The 22,427-nt window shown below is 63.2% G+C and carries 14 protein-coding genes; 9 read left to right on the top strand and 5 right to left on the bottom strand.

What is annotated here, in order from left to right:
• Together waaF and glnE are read right to left on the bottom strand one after the other, a co-directional pair.
• Complete coding sequence (gene waaF, locus J5M73_RS14435) at window positions 1-1,035, bottom strand: lipopolysaccharide heptosyltransferase II (RefSeq protein WP_102862861.1); 1,035 nt, start codon at window positions 1,033-1,035, stop codon at window positions 1-3.
• 133 nt (window positions 1,036-1,168) lie between these two features.
• Window positions 1,169-4,108, bottom strand: a complete 2,940-nt coding sequence (glnE, locus tag J5M73_RS14430) for a bifunctional [glutamate--ammonia ligase]-adenylyl-L-tyrosine phosphorylase/[glutamate--ammonia-ligase] adenylyltransferase (protein ID WP_102862860.1) — start codon at window positions 4,106-4,108, stop codon at window positions 1,169-1,171.
• A gap of 383 nt (window positions 4,109-4,491) precedes the next feature.
• On the opposite strand from glnE, the gene aceE reads away from it, so the two are divergent.
• The 4 genes from aceE to msrA all read left to right on the top strand — a co-directional run bounded on the left by aceE (window position 4,492) and on the right by msrA (window position 12,819).
• Window positions 4,492-7,137 (top strand): pyruvate dehydrogenase (acetyl-transferring), homodimeric type, encoded by a 2,646-nt coding sequence (gene aceE, locus J5M73_RS14425; protein WP_102862859.1) that lies wholly within the window; start codon window positions 4,492-4,494, stop codon window positions 7,135-7,137.
• 11 nt (window positions 7,138-7,148) lie between these two features.
• Window positions 7,149-9,089, top strand: a complete 1,941-nt coding sequence (gene aceF / locus J5M73_RS14420; protein WP_102862858.1) for a dihydrolipoyllysine-residue acetyltransferase — start codon at window positions 7,149-7,151, stop codon at window positions 9,087-9,089.
• Window positions 9,090-9,401: 312 nt separating this feature from the next.
• Window positions 9,402-12,095: a GGDEF and EAL domain-containing protein gene (locus tag J5M73_RS14415; RefSeq protein WP_102862857.1), complete on the top strand. Its 2,694-nt coding sequence runs from the start codon at window positions 9,402-9,404 to the stop codon at window positions 12,093-12,095.
• Between the two features lie 73 nt (window positions 12,096-12,168).
• Window positions 12,169-12,819 (top strand): peptide-methionine (S)-S-oxide reductase MsrA, encoded by a 651-nt coding sequence (gene msrA, locus J5M73_RS14410; RefSeq protein ID WP_060837213.1) that lies wholly within the window; start codon window positions 12,169-12,171, stop codon window positions 12,817-12,819.
• 99 nt (window positions 12,820-12,918) lie between these two features.
• On the opposite strand, the gene rlmJ is transcribed toward msrA, so the two are convergent.
• The 3 genes from rlmJ to eutH all read right to left on the bottom strand — a co-directional run bounded on the left by rlmJ (window position 12,919) and on the right by eutH (window position 15,487).
• A complete protein-coding gene (gene rlmJ, locus J5M73_RS14405; RefSeq protein ID WP_102862856.1) occupies window positions 12,919-13,755 on the bottom strand; it encodes a 23S rRNA (adenine(2030)-N(6))-methyltransferase RlmJ in 837 nt (278 codons plus the stop codon).
• A gap of 103 nt (window positions 13,756-13,858) precedes the next feature.
• The gene (locus tag J5M73_RS14400) at window positions 13,859-14,215 is read right to left on the bottom strand and encodes a DUF1937 family protein (protein ID WP_102862855.1); all 357 of its coding nucleotides are present in this window, start codon (window positions 14,213-14,215) and stop codon (window positions 13,859-13,861) included.
• Between the two features lie 36 nt (window positions 14,216-14,251).
• Window positions 14,252-15,487, bottom strand: a complete 1,236-nt coding sequence (gene eutH / locus J5M73_RS14395) for an ethanolamine utilization protein EutH (protein ID WP_102862854.1) — start codon at window positions 15,485-15,487, stop codon at window positions 14,252-14,254.
• A gap of 380 nt (window positions 15,488-15,867) precedes the next feature.
• Between eutH and J5M73_RS14390 the strand changes: the two genes are divergently transcribed.
• From J5M73_RS14390 to J5M73_RS14370, 5 genes are all read left to right on the top strand, one after another.
• A complete protein-coding gene (locus J5M73_RS14390; RefSeq protein ID WP_102862853.1) occupies window positions 15,868-16,632 on the top strand; it encodes a DeoR/GlpR family DNA-binding transcription regulator in 765 nt (254 codons plus the stop codon).
• Window positions 16,633-16,789: 157 nt separating this feature from the next.
• Entirely contained in the window at window positions 16,790-18,196 is a 1,407-nt protein-coding gene (locus tag J5M73_RS14385; RefSeq protein WP_102862852.1) for an NAD(P)/FAD-dependent oxidoreductase, read from the top strand.
• Window positions 18,183-19,415 carry an NAD(P)/FAD-dependent oxidoreductase gene (locus J5M73_RS14380; RefSeq protein ID WP_102862851.1) on the top strand — a complete coding sequence of 411 codons (1,233 nt, stop codon included), beginning with the start codon at window positions 18,183-18,185 and terminating at the stop codon, window positions 19,413-19,415. Before J5M73_RS14385 ends, J5M73_RS14380 begins: the two co-directional genes overlap by 14 nt.
• A gap of 27 nt (window positions 19,416-19,442) precedes the next feature.
• Window positions 19,443-20,867, top strand: a complete 1,425-nt coding sequence (locus tag J5M73_RS14375; RefSeq protein ID WP_102862850.1) for a glycerol kinase — start codon at window positions 19,443-19,445, stop codon at window positions 20,865-20,867.
• 221 nt (window positions 20,868-21,088) lie between these two features.
• Window positions 21,089-22,360 carry an aminotransferase class V-fold PLP-dependent enzyme gene (locus J5M73_RS14370; protein ID WP_207815835.1) on the top strand — a complete coding sequence of 424 codons (1,272 nt, stop codon included), beginning with the start codon at window positions 21,089-21,091 and terminating at the stop codon, window positions 22,358-22,360.
• The last annotated feature ends 67 nt before the right edge of the window (window positions 22,361-22,427 follow it).

The raw sequence follows: 22,427 nt of genomic DNA, 5'->3' as shown, positions 1-22,427 counted from the left end.
TTACTGGACCTCTACCACAGTGCCCTGCAACCGCTGCAGGGCTTCGTTCACCGGCTGCGGCAGGAGTTGGCGCAGGCAGTTGTAATGACCGAAGCGACAAGTGCGATCGAAACACGGACTGCACTCGATCCCCAGGCGCACCACTTCGACCTGATCCGCCAGGGGCGGGGTGAAACCCGGGGAGGTGGAGCCGTACACCGCCACCAGCGGACGATTCAGCGCGGCCGCCACGTGCATCAGCCCGGAGTCGTTGGACACCACCGAATCGGCGCAGGACAGCAGGTCGATGGCCTCGGCCAGGGAGGTTTCGCCGCTGAGATTGGTCGACTCCTCGCGCAAGCCGGGAATCAGTCGCCCGCGAATCTCTTCACCCACGGCATGATCGTTCTTCGAACCGAACAGCCAGACCTGCCAGCCCTCGCGGATCTTCGCCTCAGCCACTTGTGCGTAATGCTCGGACGGCCAGCGCTTGGCCTCGCCGAACTCCGCTCCCGGGCACAGCGCCAGCACCGGGCGATCCAGGCTCAGGCCAAACTTGGCCAGGGCCGCCTCGCGGCTTTGCGGATCGATCTGCAGGCTCGGGCGCGGATACGGCTGGGGTAATTCGGCGCCCGGCTCATAGGCCAGAGCCATGAAGCGCTCGATCATCAGCGGGTAACGCTCTTTGTCGAGCTTGCGCACGTCATTGAGCAAGCCGTAGCGGAACTCGCCGCGCCAGCCGGTGCGCTTGGGGATGCCTGCGAAGAACGGCACCAGGGCCGACTTCAGCGAATTGGGCAGCAGGATCGCCTGATCGTACTGGCCGGCCAGGGACTTGCCGATCCGCCGGCGGGTCGCCAGTTCCAGGACACCGTGGCCAAGAGGAAAGCTCAAGGCCCGACGCACCTGGGGCATGCGCTCCAGGATCGGCCGGCTCCACTCGGGGGCCAGCACGTCGATCTCGCATTGTGGATGACGCTGTTTCAGGCACTCCAAGAGTGTCTGCGCCATCACCATGTCACCGACCCAACTGGGCCCAACGATCAGAATATTCATGTGGTTTCCATAAACGAGCCGGGGAGGCATACGCCTCCCCGCCTCGAGAATCCAGCACCGCGGCCTTCACCGTCGGTTCAGTTGGGGCGAGCCTCGCAGCTCGCCGAATACAATTGCGGCTGCATTATGCCGACTAGCTTAGCCCCAGCTCGCGCCAAATTCGTAACACTTCCCGTCGTTCGGTCACGAATTGATCACCGTTAATGATTCCGGCCTCATTCTGCAACGCCTGCCGGTGAGCCGCGGAACGGTAGGCCTTGTAGACCTCGCGCAGCAGGCTGGCATCGCTCGCCGGCATCAGCCCAACCTGCTCCAGCCCTTCCAGAATGCGGATGTTATCGGTGTAGCGCAGCAATGACGGGTGCTCTTCGGACCACGCCAGGGCCGCGTATTGCACCATAAATTCGATATCGACGATACCTCCGGCGTCCTGCTTGAGGTCGAACGGCGCCGTGGCTTCAAAGGCGTTGGCCGCGGTTCCGGCGGCGGTCAGGCGGCTGCCCAGGTTGTCACGCATCTTGGCCCGCATTTCACTGACTTCCTGGCGCAACTTGGGCAGGTCGCGGGATTTACCCAGCACGGCGGCACGGACCTTTTCAAAGGCCTGGCCCACATCCTGGCTGCCCACCAGCACCCGGGCCCGGACCAGCGCCTGATGCTCCCAGGTCCAGGCTTCGTTTTCCTGATAGCGGGCAAAAGCTCCCAGGGAACTCACCAGCAGCCCCGAAGCACCGGACGGCCGCAGGCGCATATCCACTTCATACAACTGGCCGGAGTTGGTCTGAGTGGTCAGCAGATGGATGATGCGCTGCCCCAGCCGGGTGAAGAACTGTGCACCGTCTATGGGTTTGGGCCCATCGGTTTCCGCTTGCGGATCGCCATCATGGATAAAGACCAGATCCAGGTCGGAACCGTGGCCCAGCTCGATGCCGCCGACCTTGCCGTAGCCGACGATGATGAAACCCGGGTCACACAAGGTGCCGTCAGTGCGCTGTGGCGCCCCGTACTTGGCCACGGTCTGGCGCCAGGCCAGGGCCAGCACCTGCTCCAGAATCGCCTCGGCGAGCCAGGTCAGGTAATCGCTGACCTTCATTAAAGGCAGGCTGCCAGCGATCTCCGAGGCGGCCACCCGCAAACGGTGGGCCAGTTTGAAGTGGCGCAGGGCCTCCATCTGCTGTTCCAGGTCGTCCTCGGGAATCCGCGTCAGGCGCTCGCGCAGCTCGGCCGCCAGCTCCGGCGCCAGGGGCGGCTTGAACAGGCGTCCTTCGTTGAGCAATTCGTCCAGCAACAGAGGGAAGCGGGTGATTTGCTCGGCAATCCACGGACTGGCCGCGCACAGGGTCAGCAAGCGGCGCAAGGCGCCCGGATTTTCGGTGAGCAACACCAGATAGGCCGAACGCCGCGCCACCGCCTCGACCAGCGGCAAGACCCGCTCCAGGACCAGATCCGGATTGGCGTGTTCGACGGCCTGAGCCAGCAGGCGTGGAATAAAGGCATCCAGACGCTCACGCCCCAGGCGCTGCATGGCCCGCAATTGCGGACTACCGCGCAGGCTGGCGAGTGCCCGCAGGGCCTTGGGCGCATCGACGAAACCACCCTCCTGCAACTGCCGGCAGGCGGCCTCCTCGTCCTGGGCTTCCTCCCATAACGGCAGCCACTCGCCCCCCACCACCACTTCGCTTTCGGCGCCTTCATCTTCATCAGGATCGGCAATCACCTGGCGGAAGTGCCACTCCACCCGCCCACGCCAGTACATCAGTTGCTCATGGAAGGCGCTCCAGTCGGCAAAGCCGAGCATGAAGGCGATTCGCGCCTGATCCTGGGGGTTGTCCGGCAGCATCTGCGTCTGCCGATCGGCAATGGCCTGGATCGCGTGCTCGGTATAACGCAGGAACTCGTAGCCCTCACGCAGCTCGCTGATCACCGCAGCCGGCAAATAACCCTGCCCCTCCAGCGTACCCAGCACCTTTAATAAAGGACGCTGCTGCAGGCTCAGGTCGCGACCGCCGTGAATCAGCTGGAAGGCCTGGGCGATGAACTCCACCTCGCGAATGCCCCCCGAACCCAGCTTGATATTGTCGGCCATGCCCTTGCGCCGCACCTCCTGCTGGATCAATTGCTTCATGGTGCGCAGCGCCTCGATGGCGGAGAAGTCCAGGTACCGGCGATAAACGAAGGGCCGCAACATCTCCAGCAATTGCGCCCCGGCCACCTGATCCCCGGCCACCACCCGGGCCTTGATCATGGCGTAGCGTTCCCAGTCGCGCCCCTGGTCCTGGTAGTACTGCTCCAGGGCATTGAAACTCAGCACCAGGGCACCCGCTGAGCCGTAAGGCCGCAGGCGCATGTCGACCCGGAACACGAAACCGTCGACGGTCATGGGGTCCAGGGCCTTGATCAGACGCTGCCCCAGACGGATGAAGAATTCCTGGTTATCCAGGGCACGCTTGACCCCCACCGTCTCGCCGCCTTCGGGGTACGCGAAGATCAGGTCGATGTCCGACGAGAGGTTGAGCTCCACCGCTCCCAGCTTGCCCATGCCGAGGATGACCATCTGCTGCGGCTCGCCGCTGCGGCCGCCGGTAGGCACGCCAAATTGCTGGGTATGTCGCAGATACAGCCATTGATAGGCCTGGTCGATGCAGGCGTCGGCCAGGTCGGAAAGGTCACGGCAGGTTTGCACCAGATTCGCCTGGCGGGTCAGGTCGCGCCAGATGATCCGCACCTGCTGGCGGGTGCGCTGGCGGCGCAGTACGCGGCCCAGTTGATCATCGGTCTCGGCCGCTTGCACCGCCGCCGCAATCTGCGCGCACAACTCACCCGGCGCAAAAGCCCGGTCCAACTCACCGGAGCGCACCAGCTCCAGCAACATCAAAGGGTCACGCAGACTCTGTTCAATGACAAAGTCACTGGCGGCACTGACCCGGGCAAACTCGGCCCAGCGCTCGGTGCTCCAATCCGCAACATCGGGACCGCCTTCAAGGGTCGCTACCGCAGCGCGGAACGACTGCTCTGCACGGCTGACCAATGGCAGGAGAATCGCGGGGACTGGGGCAAGCGCGGGCAGACTCATGGGCTATCCTTGATCGGCGTGGAAAAGGCAGGCGGAGAGGAATATCGAGGGCAAGCAGCCTGATGGACTGTCGAACAAAAGTTAGAAATAGCTGAAAATAGGTTTTTTTTAGCAGCCGGCATTAATTTATTACCTATTCCCGTTAGTCAGCGACCAACAGTAACGATTATTCTCACAACGCAGCAGGAGGCCATAAGCCGCTCTTCTGTAGTTTTACTACTCGTATATACATTCGAAAGGCTGAAATGGCCGACGATTTGTAGTAAAACTACACGCCGCCGGATCAACCTCCGGCAATCCAAGAATTTATAATCGTCTGCCCACAAGGCCAGTCGCAAACTCAGGCAACCGATTCTGGAAGCCTTTCCGCCCTGGAGCAAGCCATGCAAGACCTCGATCCCGTCGAAACCCAGGAATGGCTGGACGCCCTGGAATCGGTTCTCGACAAAGAAGGCGAAGACCGTGCTCACTATCTGATGACCCGTATGGGCGAACTCGCGACCCGCAGCGGCTCGCAACTGCCCTACGCCATCACCACGCCATACCGCAACACGATTCCCGTCACCCACGAAGCACGCATGCCTGGCGACCTGTTCATGGAACGCCGCATTCGCTCGCTGGTACGTTGGAACGCGTTGGCCATGGTCATGCGTACGAACCTGAAAGATTCTGACCTGGGCGGTCACATCTCCAGCTTCGCCTCCAGCGCCACCCTGTATGACATCGGCTTCAACTACTTCTTCCAGGCCCCGACCGACGAACACGGCGGCGACCTGATCTACTTCCAGGGGCACGCATCGCCAGGCGTCTACGCCCGTGCGTTCATGGAAGGCCGCATCACCGAAGAGCAAATGAACAACTTCCGCCAGGAAGTGGATGGCAACGGTCTGTCGTCCTATCCACACCCTTGGCTGATGCCTGATTTCTGGCAGTTCCCCACCGTTTCCATGGGTCTGGGTCCGATCCAGGCGATCTACCAGGCACGCTTCATGAAGTACCTGGAAGCCCGCGGCTTTATCCCGGCCGGCAAGCAGAAAGTCTGGTGCTTCATGGGCGACGGCGAGTGCGACGAGCCGGAATCCCTGGGCGCGATCTCCCTGGCCGGCCGCGAGAAGCTGGACAACCTGATCTTCGTCATCAACTGCAACCTGCAGCGCCTCGACGGCCCGGTTCGCGGCAACGGCAAGATCATCCAGGAACTCGAAGGCGTGTTCCGTGGTGCCCAGTGGAACGTCAACAAGGTGGTCTGGGGCCGTTTCTGGGACCCACTGCTGGCCAAGGACGTCGACGGCATCCTGCAACGCCGCATGGACGAAGTCATCGACGGCGAGTACCAGAACTACAAGGCCAAGGACGGCGCGTTCGTCCGTGAGCACTTCTTCAATACCCCTGAACTCAAGGCGATGGTTGCCGATCTGTCCGACGACGAGATCTGGAAACTCAACCGTGGCGGCCACGACCCGTACAAGGTCTATGCGGCCTACCACGAGGCGGTCAACCACAAAGAGCAGCCGACCGTCATCCTGGCCAAGACCATCAAGGGTTATGGCACCGGCGCCGGCGAAGCGAAGAACACCGCGCACAACACCAAGAAAGTCGACGTCGACAGCCTGAAGCTGTTCCGCGACCGTTTCGACATTCCGGTGAAAGACGACGACATCGAAAACCTGCCGTTCTTCAAGCCTGAAGAGGGCAGCGCCGAAGCCCGTTACCTGAGCGAGCGTCGTGCTGCGCTGGGCGGTTTCGTGCCTCAGCGTCGCGCCAAGAGCTTCAGCATCCCGACTCCGCCACTGGATACCCTCAAGGCCATCCTCGACGGTTCCGGCGATCGCGAAATCTCCACCACCATGGCCTTCGTGCGGATCCTCGCGCAGTTGGTCAAGGACAAGGAAATCGGCCAGCGCATCGTGCCGATCATCCCGGACGAAGCCCGTACCTTCGGTATGGAAGGCATGTTCCGCCAGTTGGGCATCTACTCCTCCGTCGGCCAGCTCTACGAGCCAGTCGATAAAGACCAGGTGATGTTCTACCGCGAAGACAAGAAGGGCCAGATCCTCGAAGAAGGCATCAACGAAGCGGGCGCCATGAGCTCCTTCATCGCGGCCGGTACTTCGTACTCCAGCCACAACCAGCCGATGCTGCCGTTCTACATCTTCTATTCGATGTTCGGCTTCCAGCGTATTGGCGACCTGGCCTGGGCTGCCGGCGACAGCCGCACCCGCGGCTTCCTGATCGGCGGTACCGCCGGCCGTACCACCCTCAACGGTGAAGGCCTGCAGCACGAAGACGGTCACAGCCACATGCTGGCCGGGACCATCCCGAACTGCCGCACCTTTGATCCAACCTACGGCTACGAGCTGGCGGTGATCATCCAGGACGGCATGAAGAAGATGACCGAAGAGCAACAGGACGTCTTCTACTACATCACCGTGATGAACGAGTCCTACCAGCAGCCAGCCATGCCTGAAGGTGTCGAGGAAGGCATCATCAAGGGCATGTACCTGCTGGAAGAAGACACCCGCGAAGCCGCGCACCACGTGCAACTGATGGGCTCCGGCACCATCCTGCGCGAAGTCCGCGAAGCGGCGAAGATCCTGCGTGACGAGTTCAACGTCGCCGCCGACGTGTGGAGCGTGACCAGCTTCAACGAACTGCGTCGCGATGGCCTGGCCGTAGAGCGCAGCAACCGTCTGCACCCTGGCCAGAAGCCGAAGCTGAGCTACGTGGAAGAGTGCCTGAGCGGCCGTAAGGGTCCGGTCATCGCCTCTACCGACTACATGAAGCTGTTTGCCGAACAGATCCGCCAGTGGGTGCCGTCCAAGGAATTCAAAGTCCTGGGCACCGACGGTTTCGGCCGCAGCGACAGCCGCAAGAAACTGCGTCACTTCTTCGAAGTAGACCGTCACTTCGTGGTGTTGGCAGCCCTGGAAGCCTTGGCTGACCGTGGCGACATCGAACCCAAGGTCGTGGCTGAAGCCATCACCAAGTTCGGTATCGACCCGGAAAAACGCAACCCACTGGACTGCTGAGGAGACTTTCTGTGAGCGAACTCATTCGCGTACCTGACATCGGCAGCGGTGAAGGTGAAGTAATCGAACTGATGGTCAAGGTCGGCGATCGCATCGAAGCCGACCAGAGCATCCTGACCCTCGAGTCGGACAAGGCCAGCATGGAAATCCCTGCGCCGAAGGCCGGCGTGGTCAAAAGCCTGAAAGTGAAGCTGGGCGACCGCCTGAAAGAAGGCGACGAACTGCTGGAACTGGAAGTCGAGGGCGCCGCTGCTGCGGCCCCTGCGCCTGCAGCCGCTGCACCTGCACAGCCGGCCGCAGCGCCAGCTGCTGCTGCTGCCGCTCCAACTGCCGCTCCTGCCGCTGCCTCGGTACAGCAGGTGCACGTGCCGGATATCGGCTCGTCGGGCAAGGCCCAGATCATCGAGATCCAGGTCAAGGTCGGCGACACCGTCGAGGCCGATCAGTCGCTGATCACCCTCGAATCCGACAAGGCCAGCATGGAAATCCCGTCGCCGGCTGCCGGCGTGGTCGAGAGCATCAGCGTCAAGCTCAACGATGAAGTGGGCACTGGCGACCTGATCCTGGCCCTGAAAGTGGCCGGTGCTGCGGCTCCTGCCACTGCCGCACCAGCCCAAGCCGCCGCTCCGGCTGCCGCCGCGCCTGCACCAGCCGCTGCTGCAGCTGCGCCAGTGGCCGACAGCGTCCAGGACATTCACGTTCCGGACATCGGCTCGGCCGGCAAGGCCAAGATCATCGAAGTGCTGGTCAAGGCCGGCGACAGCGTGGTTGCCGACCAGTCGCTGATCACCCTCGAATCCGACAAGGCCAGCATGGAAATCCCATCGCCAGCCGCCGGCATCGTGGAAAGCGTGTCGATCAAGCTGGACGACGAAGTCGGTACCGGTGACCTGATCCTCAAGCTCAAGGTCAAGGGCGCAGCCCCGGCAGCCGCTCCGGCACCTGCCGCGGCCCCTGCCACGGCGAAAGCTGAAGCTGCTCCTGCCGCCGCCGCGCCTGCCGCTGCCGCTCCAGTTGCCGCACCGGCCAAACCAGGCGCGAAAGTTCACGCTGGCCCGGCTGTGCGCCAACTGGCCCGCGAATTCGGTGTCGAGCTGAGCGCCGTGAGCGCCAGCGGTCCGCACGGCCGCATCCTCAAGGAAGACGTGCAGGTCTACGTCAAGGCGATGATGCAGAAGGCCAAGGAAGCACCGGCTGCCGGCGCAACCGGTGGCGCGGGCATCCCGCCAATCCCGGTCGTGGACTTCAGCCGCTTCGGTGAAATCGAAGAAGTGCCGATGACCCGCCTGATGCAGGCCGGCGCCGCCAACCTGCACCGCAGCTGGCTGAACGTGCCGCACGTGACGCAGTTCGACTCGGCCGATATCACCGAGCTGGAAGCGTTCCGCGTTGCACAGAAAGCCGTGGCCGAGAAGGCCGGCGTCAAGCTGACCATCCTGCCGCTGCTGCTCAAGTCCTGTGCGCACCTGCTCAAGGAACTGCCGGACTTCAACAGTTCCCTGGCACCAAGCGGCAAGGCGATCATCCGCAAGAAGTACGTGAACATCGGCTTCGCCGTGGACACCCCGGATGGCCTGCTGGTACCGGTGATCAAGAACGTCGACCAGAAGAGCCTGCTGCAACTGGCGGCCGAGGCGGCTTCCCTGGCGGAAAAAGCCCGGACCAAGAAGCTCTCTGCAGACGAGATGCAAGGCGCCTGCTTCACCATCTCCAGCCTCGGGCACATTGGCGGCACCGGCTTCACGCCGATCGTCAACGCGCCGGAAGTGGCGATCCTCGGTGTTTCCAAGGCCACCATCCAGCCCGTCTGGGACGGCAAGGCCTTCCAGCCGAAGCTGATGCTGCCACTGTCCCTGTCCTACGATCACCGTGTGATCAACGGCGCGGCCGCCGCACGCTTCACCAAGCGTCTGAGCGACCTGCTGGCCGACATCCGCACCATCCTGCTGTAACTCGCGAACCGGCCTTCCCGTCATGGGCGGGCCGGTACCGCACGTTTTCCGAGCGCCACGCTCGTACCTCAACCCCGTCAATTTGGCGGGGCTTTTTTTTGCCGGAAAAACGTCGCCAATTGCCCGTCATTGCTCGAGCCCAAACAGCAAAAAAGTTACTTTGCAGAAATCCTTCTGCCTGCCGATACAGGTTTATAGCACTTAGCCTTCATCTTACTTGTCAGTCGATGCCGCATGATGCAACCTTGCCGCAGGCAACAGTAAAGAGGGCGCGAGCCCGGCGCGATCAGCAATTTCGAAGCGAGTTTCCCCATGAAAAGCCAACCCGATGCCGCCAGCCGTATGGCGGCCGAGGTAGTGACGCAGTTGCCTGTGCCCTCGCGGCTCGGCATGTTGCGTTTCGAACGGCTGAATGAAGCGAGCTGGGCGCTGCTGTTTCTCGATCCCAACTGCGAACGTCAGTTCGGCCTGCCCGCCGTCGAACTCTGCGCTCTGGTCGGTTCCCCCTATGCCAGCCTGATGGAGCCTGAGGCGCGTTATCAGTTGCACGACGCCATCCAGCAGCAACTGAGTAACAGCCCCCATTACCTGATCCGCTACACCTTGCACACCGGCCAAGGCCCCTTGAGCATCCTGGAGCTGGGGGAAGCCTACAAACAACACAACCGGCACTTGCTGCGCGGCTACCTGCTGGTGGTCGAAGGCCTGTTCAGCGATGCCTCGCCAATGCCCACCGTGGATCTGGAAACCCAGAACACCCGCCTGCAGATCGCCCTGGAACTCAACCAGCGGGCCCAGCAGGAACAGCTGCAGCATCTGGAACGGGTACGTGCGCAGCAGGACCTGATCCTGCTCCTGACCCGCCAGCGCTACAGCACCAGCAACTCCCTGAAGGAAGCTGCCGAGCTGATCACCCGCAGTGCCTGCGACATCTACCAGATCGACTGCGCCAGCATCTGGAACCTGGAAGACCAGCGACTGGTGCCGATTGCCGCCTACCACCGCGGCCCCCAGGAATACCGCATGCCGGAGTCCATCGACGCCAGCAGCTTTCCCGATTACCTGGAAGCCCTGCACAGCTGCCGCGCCATCGACGCCCAGAACGCCATGCGCGACCCGCGCACCCGAGAGATGGCCGAAAGCCTGCGGCCACGGGATGTGAATGCCATGCTCGACGCCAGTATCCGCATCGACGGCCAGGTAGTCGGCGTGCTGTGCCTGGAACAGACCGGCATGACCCGAGCCTGGCAGTCCGACGAGATCGCCTTTGCTGGCGAGCTGGCAGACCAGTTCGCCCAAGTCATCAACAATCACAACCGACGCGCCGCCACCAGCGCCCTGCACCTGTTCCAGCGCGCCGTGGAACAGAGCGCCAACGCTTTCCTGCTGGTCAACTGCGACGGCGTGGTGGAGTACGTCAACCCAAGCTTTACCGCGATCACCCAATACAGCACCGAAGAGGTGCACGGTCACCGCCTGTCCGAACTGCCGGCCCTGGAAAACCTCAGCGAACTGTTGTTCGACGCCCCTTCCAGCCTGGCCAAGAGCAACAGCTGGCAAGGCGAGTTCAAGAGCCGACGCAAGAACCTCGAGCCCTACTGGGGCCAACTGTCGATCTCCAAGGTCTACGGCGACAATCGTGAGCTGACCCACTACATCGGCATCTACGAAGACATCACCCAGACCAAGCTCGCCCAGCAACGCATCGAGCGCCTGGCCTACACGGACAACCTGACCAACCTGGGCAACCGCCCCGCGTTCATCCGCAACCTGGATGAACGCTTCGCCCGAGACAGCGATACCCCGATCAGCCTGCTGCTGGTAGACATCGACAACTTCAAGCGGATCAACGACAGCCTCGGCCACCAGACCGGCGACAAACTGCTGATCAGCCTGGCCCGACGCCTGCGCAACAGCCTGAGCCCAAGCGGCAGCCTGGCGCGCTTTGCCAGTAACGAATTCGCCGTACTGCTGGACAACACCGACCTGGAAACCGGCCAACAGATCGCCAGCCAACTGCTGATGACCCTGGACAAGCCGATGTTCGTCGACAACCAGCTGATCAGCGTCACCGGCTCCGTGGGGCTGGCCAGCGCGCCACTGCATGGCCGCGACCCGCAGACCCTGATGCGCAACGCCGGCCTGGCGCTGCACAAGGCCAAGGCCAACGGCAAGCACCAGGTGCAGGTCTTCACCGAAGCCCTCAACGCCGAAGCCAGCTACAAGCTGTTCGTCGAAAACAACCTGCGCCGGGCCCTGACCCAGAACGAGCTGGACGTGTTCTATCAGCCCAAGCTGTGCCTGCGCAGCGGCCGCCTGCTGGGCATGGAAGCGCTGCTGCGCTGGAACCACCCGGAAAAGGGCATGATCCGCCCGGACCAGTTCATCAGCGTGGCGGAAGAAACCGGCCTGATCATCCCCATCGGCAAGTGGATCGCCCGCCAGGCCTGCCGCATGAGCAAGCAACTGACCGCCGCCGGCCTGGGCAACCTGCACGTAGCCATCAACCTGTCGCCCAAGCAGTTCTCCGACCCGGACCTGGTTGCGTCCATCGCCAGCATCCTCAAGGAAGAACAACTGCCCTCCTCGCTGCTGGAGCTTGAGTTGACAGAGGGCTTGCTGCTGGAAGCCACCGACGACACTCACCAACAGCTAGAACAGCTGAAAAAACTTGGCCTGACCCTGGCCATGGACGACTTCGGCACCGGCTATTCGTCCCTGAGCTACCTGAAGAAATTCCCCATCGATATCATCAAGATCGATCGCAGCTTCATCCACGAGATCCCCGACAACCAGGACGACATGGAAATCACCTCGGCGGTGATCGCCATGGCTCACAACCTGAAGATCAAGGTGGTCGCCGAAGGCATCGAAACCGCCGAGCAACTGGCGTTCCTGCGCCGTCATCGCTGCGACGTCGGCCAGGGCTACTTGTTCGACCGACCGATTCCCGGCACCGAACTGATCGCCAAGCTCAAGCGCTATCCCCGCGGTCCAATTGCCTGACAGCGCTGTAACACTCGGGCAAACTGCGTGTCTGATTAATTACTCAATCCCACCCTGACTGAGAGGACTGATCATGGTTCTGCGCTCGGAAATTCTGGTGAAAAAAAACGTGCTACCTACCAAAGAACAAGCTCTGCCTGGCCGCGAAACCCCGATGACACTGCCTGAAAAGCACTTTGTCTTCGAAGACACCCCGCTGCTGGGCCCGTTCTTCCAGGACGTCGACTTCGCGATCTTCGGCCTGGGCTGTTTCTGGGGCGCCGAACGTCGCTTCTGGCAGCGCGAGGGCGTGGTCAGCACCGTGGTCGGTTACGCCGGCGGCTTCACACCGAACCCGACATATGAAGAAGTCTGCTCGGGCTTAACCGGCCACACCGAAGTGGTGCTGGTGGTGTATGACAAGGCCAAGGTCAGCTACAAAGAACTGCTGGCGATGTTCTGGGAACTGCACAACCCGACCCAGGGCATGCGCCAGGGCAATGACATCGGCACCCAGTACCGCTCGGTGATCTACACCACCAATCCGGCCCAGCTGGAGCAGGCGCTGCACAGCAGGGATGTGTTCCAGGCGGAACTGACCAAGGCCGGCCTGGGCACCATCACCACGGAAATCGAAGAAGCGCCGACCGTGTACTTCGCCGAGGCTTACCACCAGCAGTACCTGGCGAAGAACCCTGAAGGCTACTGCGGGATCGGCGGCACCGGAGTGACTTGCCCAATCTGAAGCAGCTACAAGCTGCAAGCCTCAAGCTCCAGACGCTGTGTTTTCAGCTTGAGGCTTGAGGCTTGAGGCTTGAGGCTTGAGGCTTGAAATTTAGCGCTGTTACTCGGCGATCAACCAGTCCATCTGCCAGCCGCCCTGGGTCTGGCCAAGCTTCTTCGACAGCCACGGCAGCAGCTCGCGCAACTCCTCCTCCAGCCCCCAAGGCGGATTGGCAATCGCCAGGCCTGAACCGTTGAGGCTGTTGGGCGTATCCAGCGGATGCACCAGCAACTCCACCCGCAGCAACTTCGGCGCACCGGTGCCGGCCAGGTCCTGGTAGAAACGCCGCAGGGCCCGCTGGTCCTTGACCGGGTACCAGATGGCCGCCACGGTCTGACGCATGCGGCCAATGGCCTCCTTCAACGACGCAGCACAGCGCTGCATCTCGTCGAGCTGCTCGAAAGGCGGGTCGATCAGCATCACCGCACGTTTTTCAGCCACCGGCAGCAACGCCCGGGCCACATGCCAGCCTTCCCCCAGGTGCACCGCCACCCGACGATCACCCTTCATGTTGTCCTTGAGCAGCAGGCCGTCTTCCGGGTGCTTTTCGTTGAGCAGCACCCGGTCCTGGGAACGGGTCAGGCGTCGCGCCAATTCCGGTGAACCCGGGTAGTAACGCAACTCGCCATCGGGGTTCATCTTGTGCAGCACCTGCATGTAGTCGGCGGTCAGCGCCGGAAGATCCTGTTCGCCCCACAAGCGGGCGATGCCTTCCAAATACTCGCCGGTACGGTTTGCCTGGTCGCCCTTGAGGTCATACAGACCGATGCCGGCGTGGCTGTCGAGGTAGGCGAACGGCTGCTCCTTGCGCGACATCAGGGCGATGAGGCGGGTCAAGGTCAGGTGTTTGAAGACGTCGGCGTGATTGCCGGCGTGGAAGGCGTGACGATAGTTCATGGTTGCTCCTGCGCAGGCGGGCAAGTTTACCTTGTGCGCAGGCTGTCGTCAGTTCGAACGGCGGCCGTACCCGGCGCAGGCGACAATGGGTACGGCCCGGGACTCAGGCAAATTCGTGGCGGACCTCGGACCACAGGCTGACCCGCCGCCCGGACGATTCGAAGACCTCGATCTCGCGCTTGATCCCGCCGCTGTCCTTCCAGCCCGGCAGGTCGAGCACGATCAACTCTTCCATCATCGCCATGTACAACGCATCCACCGGTGCCCAGAGCCTGCCGATGGCAGCGTTGTCCTTGCCGGCCAGGCACAGGTTGATCGGATGGGACATGCTCACCTGGCTGAACACGGCGTGCCCGGCCTCGAGTATCTGCGCCGCAACGCGATTGCACTGAAGAAAACGCTCATTGATGACCTCAGCGTCGGAGTGGCTGTAGGGACAGGCCAGGAAAATCTTGCGCATCGTTACCTCGACTTCAGGGATAGGTGGAGCGGACCCTCAGGTCCGCGCAGGTTGCAGGGCAAAGGCCGCGGCCTGTTCCTGCTCTTGCAGCTCATAACGCTGGGCGGCCGGCACCGAGATACGGATGGCAATCGCCACCGCCAGCAAGCCGCCGAACAGTTTGCCGATGAGCACAGGCAGGATCAGGCTCGGCTGGAAGTTCGCGGTGAACGCCAGGTGATCGCCGATCAGCGCCTGGGCACAGACCCCCAGGGCCACGCACAGCACTTTGTCGCGAGCGGTCATGTGCTTGAACAAGTGGTAGGTGGCGATGATGTTGGCGAACACCATGACAAAGCCCGCAGCACCGGTGCTGGACAGGTTCAACTGGCGTCCCAGCAGTTCCATGGGCTTTTTGCAGTAGCGCTGGAACAGGTAGCAGATGGGGAAAGTGCCGGCGAGCATGATGCCGATGTAACCGGCGATCTCGATGGCCCGGAACAGCTCCTTTTCATCGGCGAACATCGGGTCGAAGCCCCAGCCGCCGAAGTTGATGCTGAAGAACTTGGTGAAGTGCTCGACGATGCTCAGGGCCAGGATCAGCTTGATCGCCGCGTCCATGATCTTGCCGAACACCAGGAAGCCGCCAACCATCATGCGCGGCCGGTAACGCAGTCCCGCCGCCAGCAGGAAGCAGAACACGAACAGCGGCGCCAGCAGCTTGAGCATGTCGACAAACCCCAGGGACAGGTAGTACAGCGCCTCGGAGTTGGTGGAGACGATATCGCGCACCGGCAACTGGGTAGCGGTGATGATCAGCAACGACATCAGCACGGCGAAGGGAATGCTGATCAGCCCGGCCATGGCGCCCAGGGCCAGGTACTTGTGGTCCTTGCGCTCAAGCATGGTCAGGCCCACCGGGATCAGGTAGACGATGGTCGCCCCCGAGGTGTAGCCCACCAGCATCGCGGTGATCCACAGGTCGCGATTGGCGGTCAGGGCATTGGCCAGCTGATAGCCGCCCATGTCCACGGCGATGATCGACAACGCCGCGATCGACACATCCGAACCCAGGGCATTGAAAAACGGCCCCAGCGCATGGGAGATGCCCTGGGACAGGTAGGGAATCGCCACCATGATCCCGGCCTGGGCCAGAAAGACCGGACCAATGGAGTGGATACCGTTGACGAACTCCTTACCCAGGCCACTGTCGGGCTTGATGATGGATGACAGGGCGCCGACCACGGCGCCGAGCATGATCAGGTAAATGACGTAGTTTCCAAATTCAGCCATGTGGGTTCATCTCTCTGCGCGTCATTTATAGGTTTCCCCCACCGGGGAGGTTTTTGTTGAGGCCAGCGCTGGTCATCTCTTCGCCAAGGCGGGCGATGACCCGGTGTGCAAACACAGGGCATTTCCTATGCCACAATGTGTATTAGTTGTGGCTTTTACCTACAAACACTCAATTATCGGTCACAATATCTGTCACCAGAGTCTTCATGTGCTGATCTGGCCTAGCTAAGCGGGTGACCGGTCACGATTGTGAAACCTGCAGTTAAATGCTTAACTTCGCCATCGAACCTGACCGAATATGCATGCAAATGTGCAAAATGTGTGCGTAAGTAACAGAAACTGCCCATTTGTGTGGCGAAGTACCACTAACGGAAAGCCCCATGCGCCCCAACGAACGACGACAGCAGATTCTCGAACTCCTGCGCCAGCGGGAGCGAATTTCCGTGGAGGAACTGGCCCGCATTACCGCCACTTCCCAGGAAACCATTCGCCGCGACCTCAGCGAACTGGCGGAAAACGGCCTGGTTACCAAGTTCCACGGCGGCGCGGCCCTGCCGCCTACCGGTGAACACGAAAACACCTTCCAGACCCGCATGAACGAACACGCCCAGGAGAAGCGCGCCATTGCCCGCTACGCCGCCGGCCTGTTCTGCGCCGGGGACAGCATCTTTATCGATACCGGGACCACCACCCTGTTCTTCGCCCGGGAACTGGCCCAGCTCACGCGCCTGACGGTCATCACCAACTCCCTGCCAATCGCCGGCTGCCTGGGCGAATCCGGCAACCGGGTGTTCATGATCGGCGGCGAATACCGCCCCGACTCGACGCAGAACGTCGGCACCCTGGCCCTGGAGCAGATCACCCGCTTCAACGCCGAACACGCGGTGATCACCATCGGTGCACTGAATGAAGACGGCGCCATGGACTTCTCCATCGAAGAGGCCGAAGTCGCTCGCGCCATGATTGCCCAGGCCCGCCAGCTGACCGTAATCGCCGACTCCTCGAAGCTGGAACGCCGTGGCCTGTTCAAGGTATTTCCACTGGAGCGCATCGACCGCCTGGTGATTGATCGCCAGCCCGGACCAGCACTACAGGCAGCGCTGGAAAAAGCCGGTGTGGAGGTGCATCTGGTGGCGCAGGCTTGAGCCCGCCCGGTGTGGCAGGCGGTCGCCCAGCGCCTTAAACCCACACATAACTGACCGATATATGACCGAATAAGAAATAAAAACAACAATCATGGCCCACAATATGCTTTGATTCCTGCACACGACCTTGGTGTTACCGCAGGAAACAGGCATTCATATGACCGAACTTTATCCGAACAGTGTGACTTTCGACGTGGCCATCGTCGGTGGCGGGGTCGTCGGTTGCGCCATGGCCAGGCGCTTTGCCCTGGAGGGTGCACGGGTGGTGCTGCTGGAAAAGGGCAGCGACATTCTTTCCGGCGCCAGCAAGGCCAACAGCGCCATCCTGCACACCGGCTTCGATGCCCCCAGCGGCAGCCTGGAGCTGCAGTGCATGCAGGCCGGGTACCAGGAATACCTGGAGATTCACTCGGCCATGAACTTGCCGCTGCTCAAGAGTGGCGCCCTGGTGGTGGCCTGGAACGCCGAGGACCAGGCCCGCCTGCCAGGGATTCTCGACCAGGCCCAGGCCAATGGGGTCAATAACGTGCGCCTGCTGGAACGCAGCGAGATCCTCGCCCTGGAACCCCATCTGGCCAATCACGCGGTGGGCGCGGTGCTGGTGCCCGACGAACACCTGATCGACCCCTGGTCAGCGCCCCTGGGTTACCTGCAGCAGGCCATGGCCCATGGCGCCCGGGTGCAGCTGCGGTGCGAGGTGCTGCAAGGCCAATTCGATGGTGATGCCTGGACCCTGCATACCAACCAGGGCACCTTGCGCAGCGCCCAGGTGATCAACTGCGCGGGGCTGTTCGGTGACACCCTGGAGCACAACCTGCTGGGCCACAGCGAATTTCGCATCATGCCGCGCAAGGGCCAGTTCGTGGTCTTCGACAAGGCCGCGGCCAAACTGCTGGAGCGCATCGTCCTGCCGGTGCCCAACGAACGCACCAAAGGCATCGTCCTGACCCGCACCGTCTACGGCAACCTGCTGGTGGGCCCCACCGCCGAAGAACAGGAGGACCGGGTGCATGCCGGGCTCGACGGCCCGACCCTGCAAAGCCTGATCGACGCTGCCGTGGAGCGGATTCCCGGCCTCGCCGGAATGCCGGTCACCGCGACCTACGCGGGGCTGCGCCCGGCCAGCGACAAGAAGGAGTACCGGATCCAGGCCGATCACTCCCGGCACTGGATCACCGTCGGCGGCATCCGCTCCACCGGGCTCACTGCCGCCCTGGGCATTGCCCGGCACGTCTACAGCCTGTACAGCCAGCGTCGCCAGCATCACCCGGTGCGCGAGCCGGTCTGGCCGCAGATGCCCAACCTCGCGGAGCACTTGCCCCGGGACTGGCAACGCCCCGGCTATGGCGAAATCGTCTGCCATTGCGAACTGGTGACCCGTCGCGAAATCGAGACCGCCCTGCACAGCCCCCTGCCCCCCGGCGATCTGGGTGGGCTCAAGCGTCGCACCCGTGCCTGCATGGGGCGCTGCCAGGGTTTCTATTGCTCGGCCCAAGTCGCCGAACTCAGTGCCAGTCAACTGGCCGTCTCACTTGCCACAGGTCGTTGCCATGAACAGCACTGAACTCCTTCAGGCCGAAGCGGCCATTATCGGCAGCGGCCCGGCGGGCCTCGCGGCCGCCCTTGAACTGCGGCGCCAGGGCATCGGCCCGGTGATTGTCATCGAGCGAGAAAGCGAAGCTGGCGGCATTCCCCGGCACTGCGCTCACCCGCCCTTCGGCATGCGCGAGTATCAGCGCATTCTCAGCGGCCCGGCCTATGCCCGGCGCAACGTCGAAGCCGCGCTGAAAGCCGGCGTGATCCTGCTGCTGCGCCACACGGTAGTCAGCCTGGAACCCGGCGGCCTGCTGCGCCTGGCGAGCACCGACGGGCCGCGACAGATCCAGGCAAAAAAGGTCCTGATCGCCACCGGCGCCCGGGAAACCCCGCGCTCGGCACGCCTGCTGTCCGGCGACCGCCCGGTGGGCGTGATCAACACCGGAGCCTTGCAGAACTTCCTCTATATGCAGCACCTCAAGCCCTTTGAGCGGCCGCTGATCGTCGGCACCGAGCTGGTCAGCCTGTCCGCCGTGCTCAGTTGCCGACGCGCAGGAATCCGCCCAGTAGCGGTGCTCGAAGCCAACAACCGGGCAACCGCACGCTGGCCGCTGTCGCTGTTTCCACGCTTGCTGGGCATTCCCATACATTTCGGCGCGCAATTGCTGGCGATCAACGGCACCGGCCGGGTGGAATCGGCCCAGGTGCGCCTGGGCGACGGTCAGGTGCGCGAGATTGCCTGCGACGGCGTGCTGCTCACGGGCCAGTTCACCCCGGAGTCGAGCCTGGTGCGCCAGAGCCACCTGCAGCTGGACAGCGGTAGCAACGGGCCGAAGATCGACCAGTACGGGCGCTGCTCGGACCCGGCCTACTTCGCCGCCGGCAACCTGCTGCGACCGATCGAGACCGCCGGCTGGTCCTACCGTGAAGGGCGGCGTATCGGCAGCCTGATGGCACTGGCCCTGTGCAACCAGCTACCCGCTCCCCATGACGCGCTGACCCTGAAGTACGCAGCCCCGATCAAGCTCGGCGTACCGGGCCGGCTGGTGCGCGGCGAGCTGGCGGGCCTGCGGCACATCCAACTGCGGGTCAGCCGAGCGGTCAGCGGCACCTTGCGGGTCCGCGCCCAGGGCCTGGACCTCTGGAGCCGCCCGGTCTCGGCACTGCCGGAACGGCGCCTGCTGATTCCCCTCAAGGAGCTGCAACTGCCGGAACACCTTGACCAACTGGACATCTGCATCGACTAGGCCCGTCCCACAACAAGAGAAAAGACCATGCGAATAGCCGCACTTGACCAGGGCACCACCAGCACCCGCGTACTGGTTGTGGACATGCAAGGCCGTGCCGACATCCAACTGGCGCTGCGCCACCAGCAGCATCACCCTCGTCCGGGCTGGGTCGAGCACGACCCGCTGGAACTGCTGGCCAACCTGCAACGCTGCCTGGAAGCCACCGGCCGGGTCGACGCCATCGGCTTGGCCAATCAGGGCGAAAGCTGCCTGGCCTGGGACGCCATCAGTGGCGCACCGCTGTCTCCGGTAATCGTCTGGCAGGACAACCGCAGCGCCGCACGCATCGAGGAACTGCGGGCCAACGGAGCCGAAGCCCTGACCCTGGAGCGGGCCGGATTGCCTCTGGACGCCTATTTTTCCGCCAGCAAGCTGGCCTGGATCGTGGAGAACCTGCCGGCGGCACAAGCGGCCCTGAGTGCCGGCCGCCTGCGTCTGGGCACCACCGATGCCTACTTCCTCGACCGCCTGGCCGGGGTCTATGCCACCGACATCACCACCGCGTCGCGCACCTCGCTGATGAACCTCGCCACCGGCCAGTGGGACCCGCAGTTGTGTGCACTGTTCGGCGTCCCGCTAGAGGCCCTGCCACCGATCCGCGCCACGGTCGGCGACTTCGGGCGTATCGGCCAGACGCCCATCAGCGCCTCAGTGGTGGACCAGCAAGCCTCGCTCTACGGCCACGGCTGCCGGCAGCCGGGGGACGCCAAGATCACCTTCGGCACCGGCGCCTTCGCCCTGACCGTCACCGGCGATCAGATCATCCGCACACCGGAGAAAGGCCTGCTGGCCACCATTGCCTGGCAGGTCGATGGCAAGCCGGTGTATGCCATGGACGGTGGCGTGTACGACGCCAGCGCCGCGGTGGAGTGGGCCGGGCGGCTGGGCCTGTTCAGCGACTTCTCGGAGCTGGCGGCCTTCGATCAGCCACCGGCCATTTCCCGCGAACTGGCCTTTGTCCCGGCGTTGTCGGGGCTGGCCTGCCCGCACTGGGACCGCAGCGCCGGAGCGGTGTGGATCGGCATGAACGCCGCCACCAGCCGCCAGGACCTGTGCCAGGCGGTGCTGGAAGGCGTGGCCCTGCGCAGCGCCGAAGTGATCACCGCGATGGACGATCACCTGCGTGTCACCGACCAGCTGTCGATCGACGGCGGGCTGGCCCGCAGCCCGTATTTCGCCCAGTTCCTTGCCGATATCCTGCAACGCACCATCGTCACCCAGCGTTTCGACGAACTCACTGCCCTGGGCTGCGCCGCCCTGGCTGCCCGTGGCCTGGGCCTGGAGCTGCCGGAGTTGGACAACACCCGCACCCACTATCAGCCCCGTGTCGACCGGACCACGGCCGACGCCTGGCGCCGCACCTTCAGCGCCGCCGTCAGCCGCTCCCAGGGCTGGTCCCAGCCGCGCTGAAACCGCCATTGGCCAAGGACGGCCGCCCCGTTCCCGGCAAGCCAGCGCCCCCTTGCCCATCCGCCGCGCCTATTGGACACTGACGCGCCCGCTCGCGGCCAAGCGGCGGGCACCTCAAGCGGTTGCTGGCGACTCAGACACACGGGACCACTGACTGCTGCGCGGGCACACGACCTGCCTGGCTGTGCTCATAAAACGGATTGCTACTGAGTCGAGGATTTATGAAAGACGCAACGATTGCGCTGCACCATGGATTCAAGTCGGACCCGACCACCAAGGCCGTGGCCGTGCCCATCTACCAGAACGTCGCCTTCGAATTCGACAACGCCCAGCACGGGGCGGACCTGTTCAACCTGGATGTGCCCGGCAACATTTACACCCGCATCATGAACCCCACCAACGATGTGCTGGAACAGCGCATGGCCGCCCTGGAAGGCGGGATCGCCGGGCTGGCGGTGGCGGCTGGCAGCGCGGCGATCCACTACGCGATCCAGACCCTGACCCAGGCCGGGGACAATATTGTCTCCACACCCCAGCTGTACGGCGGTACCTACACCCTGTTCGCCCACCTGCTGCCCAGCTTCGGGGTCGAAGTGCGCTTCGCCCGGGACGTTTCGCCAGAGGCCATCGCCGAGCTGATCGACGACAAGACCAAGCTGGTGTACTGCGAAAGCATCGGCAACCCGGCGGGCAACATCGTCGACATCGAGGGCCTGGCCCAGGCCGCCCACGCCCGCAACGTACCGCTGATGGTGGACAACACCGTGGCCACGCCAATCCTGTGCAAGCCGATCCAGTTCGGCGCCGACATCGTGGTGCACTCGGTGACCAAGTACGTCGGCGGCCACGGCAACTCCCTGGGCGGGGTGATCGTCGACAGCGGCAACTTCCCCTGGGCCGAGCATCCGCAGAAGTTCGCCAGCCTCAACACCCCGGAGCCGGCCTACCACGGCGTGGTCTACACCGAAAAGTTCGGCCCGGCTGCCTTTATCGCCCGGGCCCGCACCGTACCACTGCGCAACACCGGCGCGGCGCTGGCGCCGATGAACGCCTTCCTCCTGCTGCAAGGCCTGGAAACCCTGGCCCTGCGCATGGAGCGCCACACCGACAACGCGATCCGGGTCGCGCAGTTCCTCAAGGACCACCCGCTGGTGGCCTGGGTCAGCTACGCCGGCCTGGCCGATCACCCGCACCATGAACTGGCGCGCAAGTACATGCAGGGCAAGCCGTCGGCGATCCTGTCCTTCGGCCTAAAAGGCGGCTATGCCGCAGGCGTGCGCTTCTACGACGCCCTGCAGATCTTCAAGCGCCTGGTAAACATCGGCGACGCCAAGTCCCTGGCCTGCCACCCGGCGTCCACCACCCACCGGCAGATGAACGAACAAGAGCAGGCCAAGGCCGGCGTCAAGCCGGAGATGATCCGCCTTTCGGTCGGCATCGAGGCCATCGAGGACCTGCTCGAGGACCTTGACCAGGCGCTGAAACAAGCCTGATTCATCGGCCCTGGCAGCAGACGCCAGGGCCGATGAATCAGGCTTGTTTCAGCGCCTGGTCAAGGTC

Origin of the sequence: Pseudomonas sp. 50_B (assembly GCF_017491625.1) — a bacterium.
GTDB classification, from domain to species: Bacteria; Pseudomonadota; Gammaproteobacteria; order Pseudomonadales; family Pseudomonadaceae; genus Aquipseudomonas; species Aquipseudomonas danubii.
This window is presented reverse-complemented; position numbering and strand designations above follow the sequence as displayed.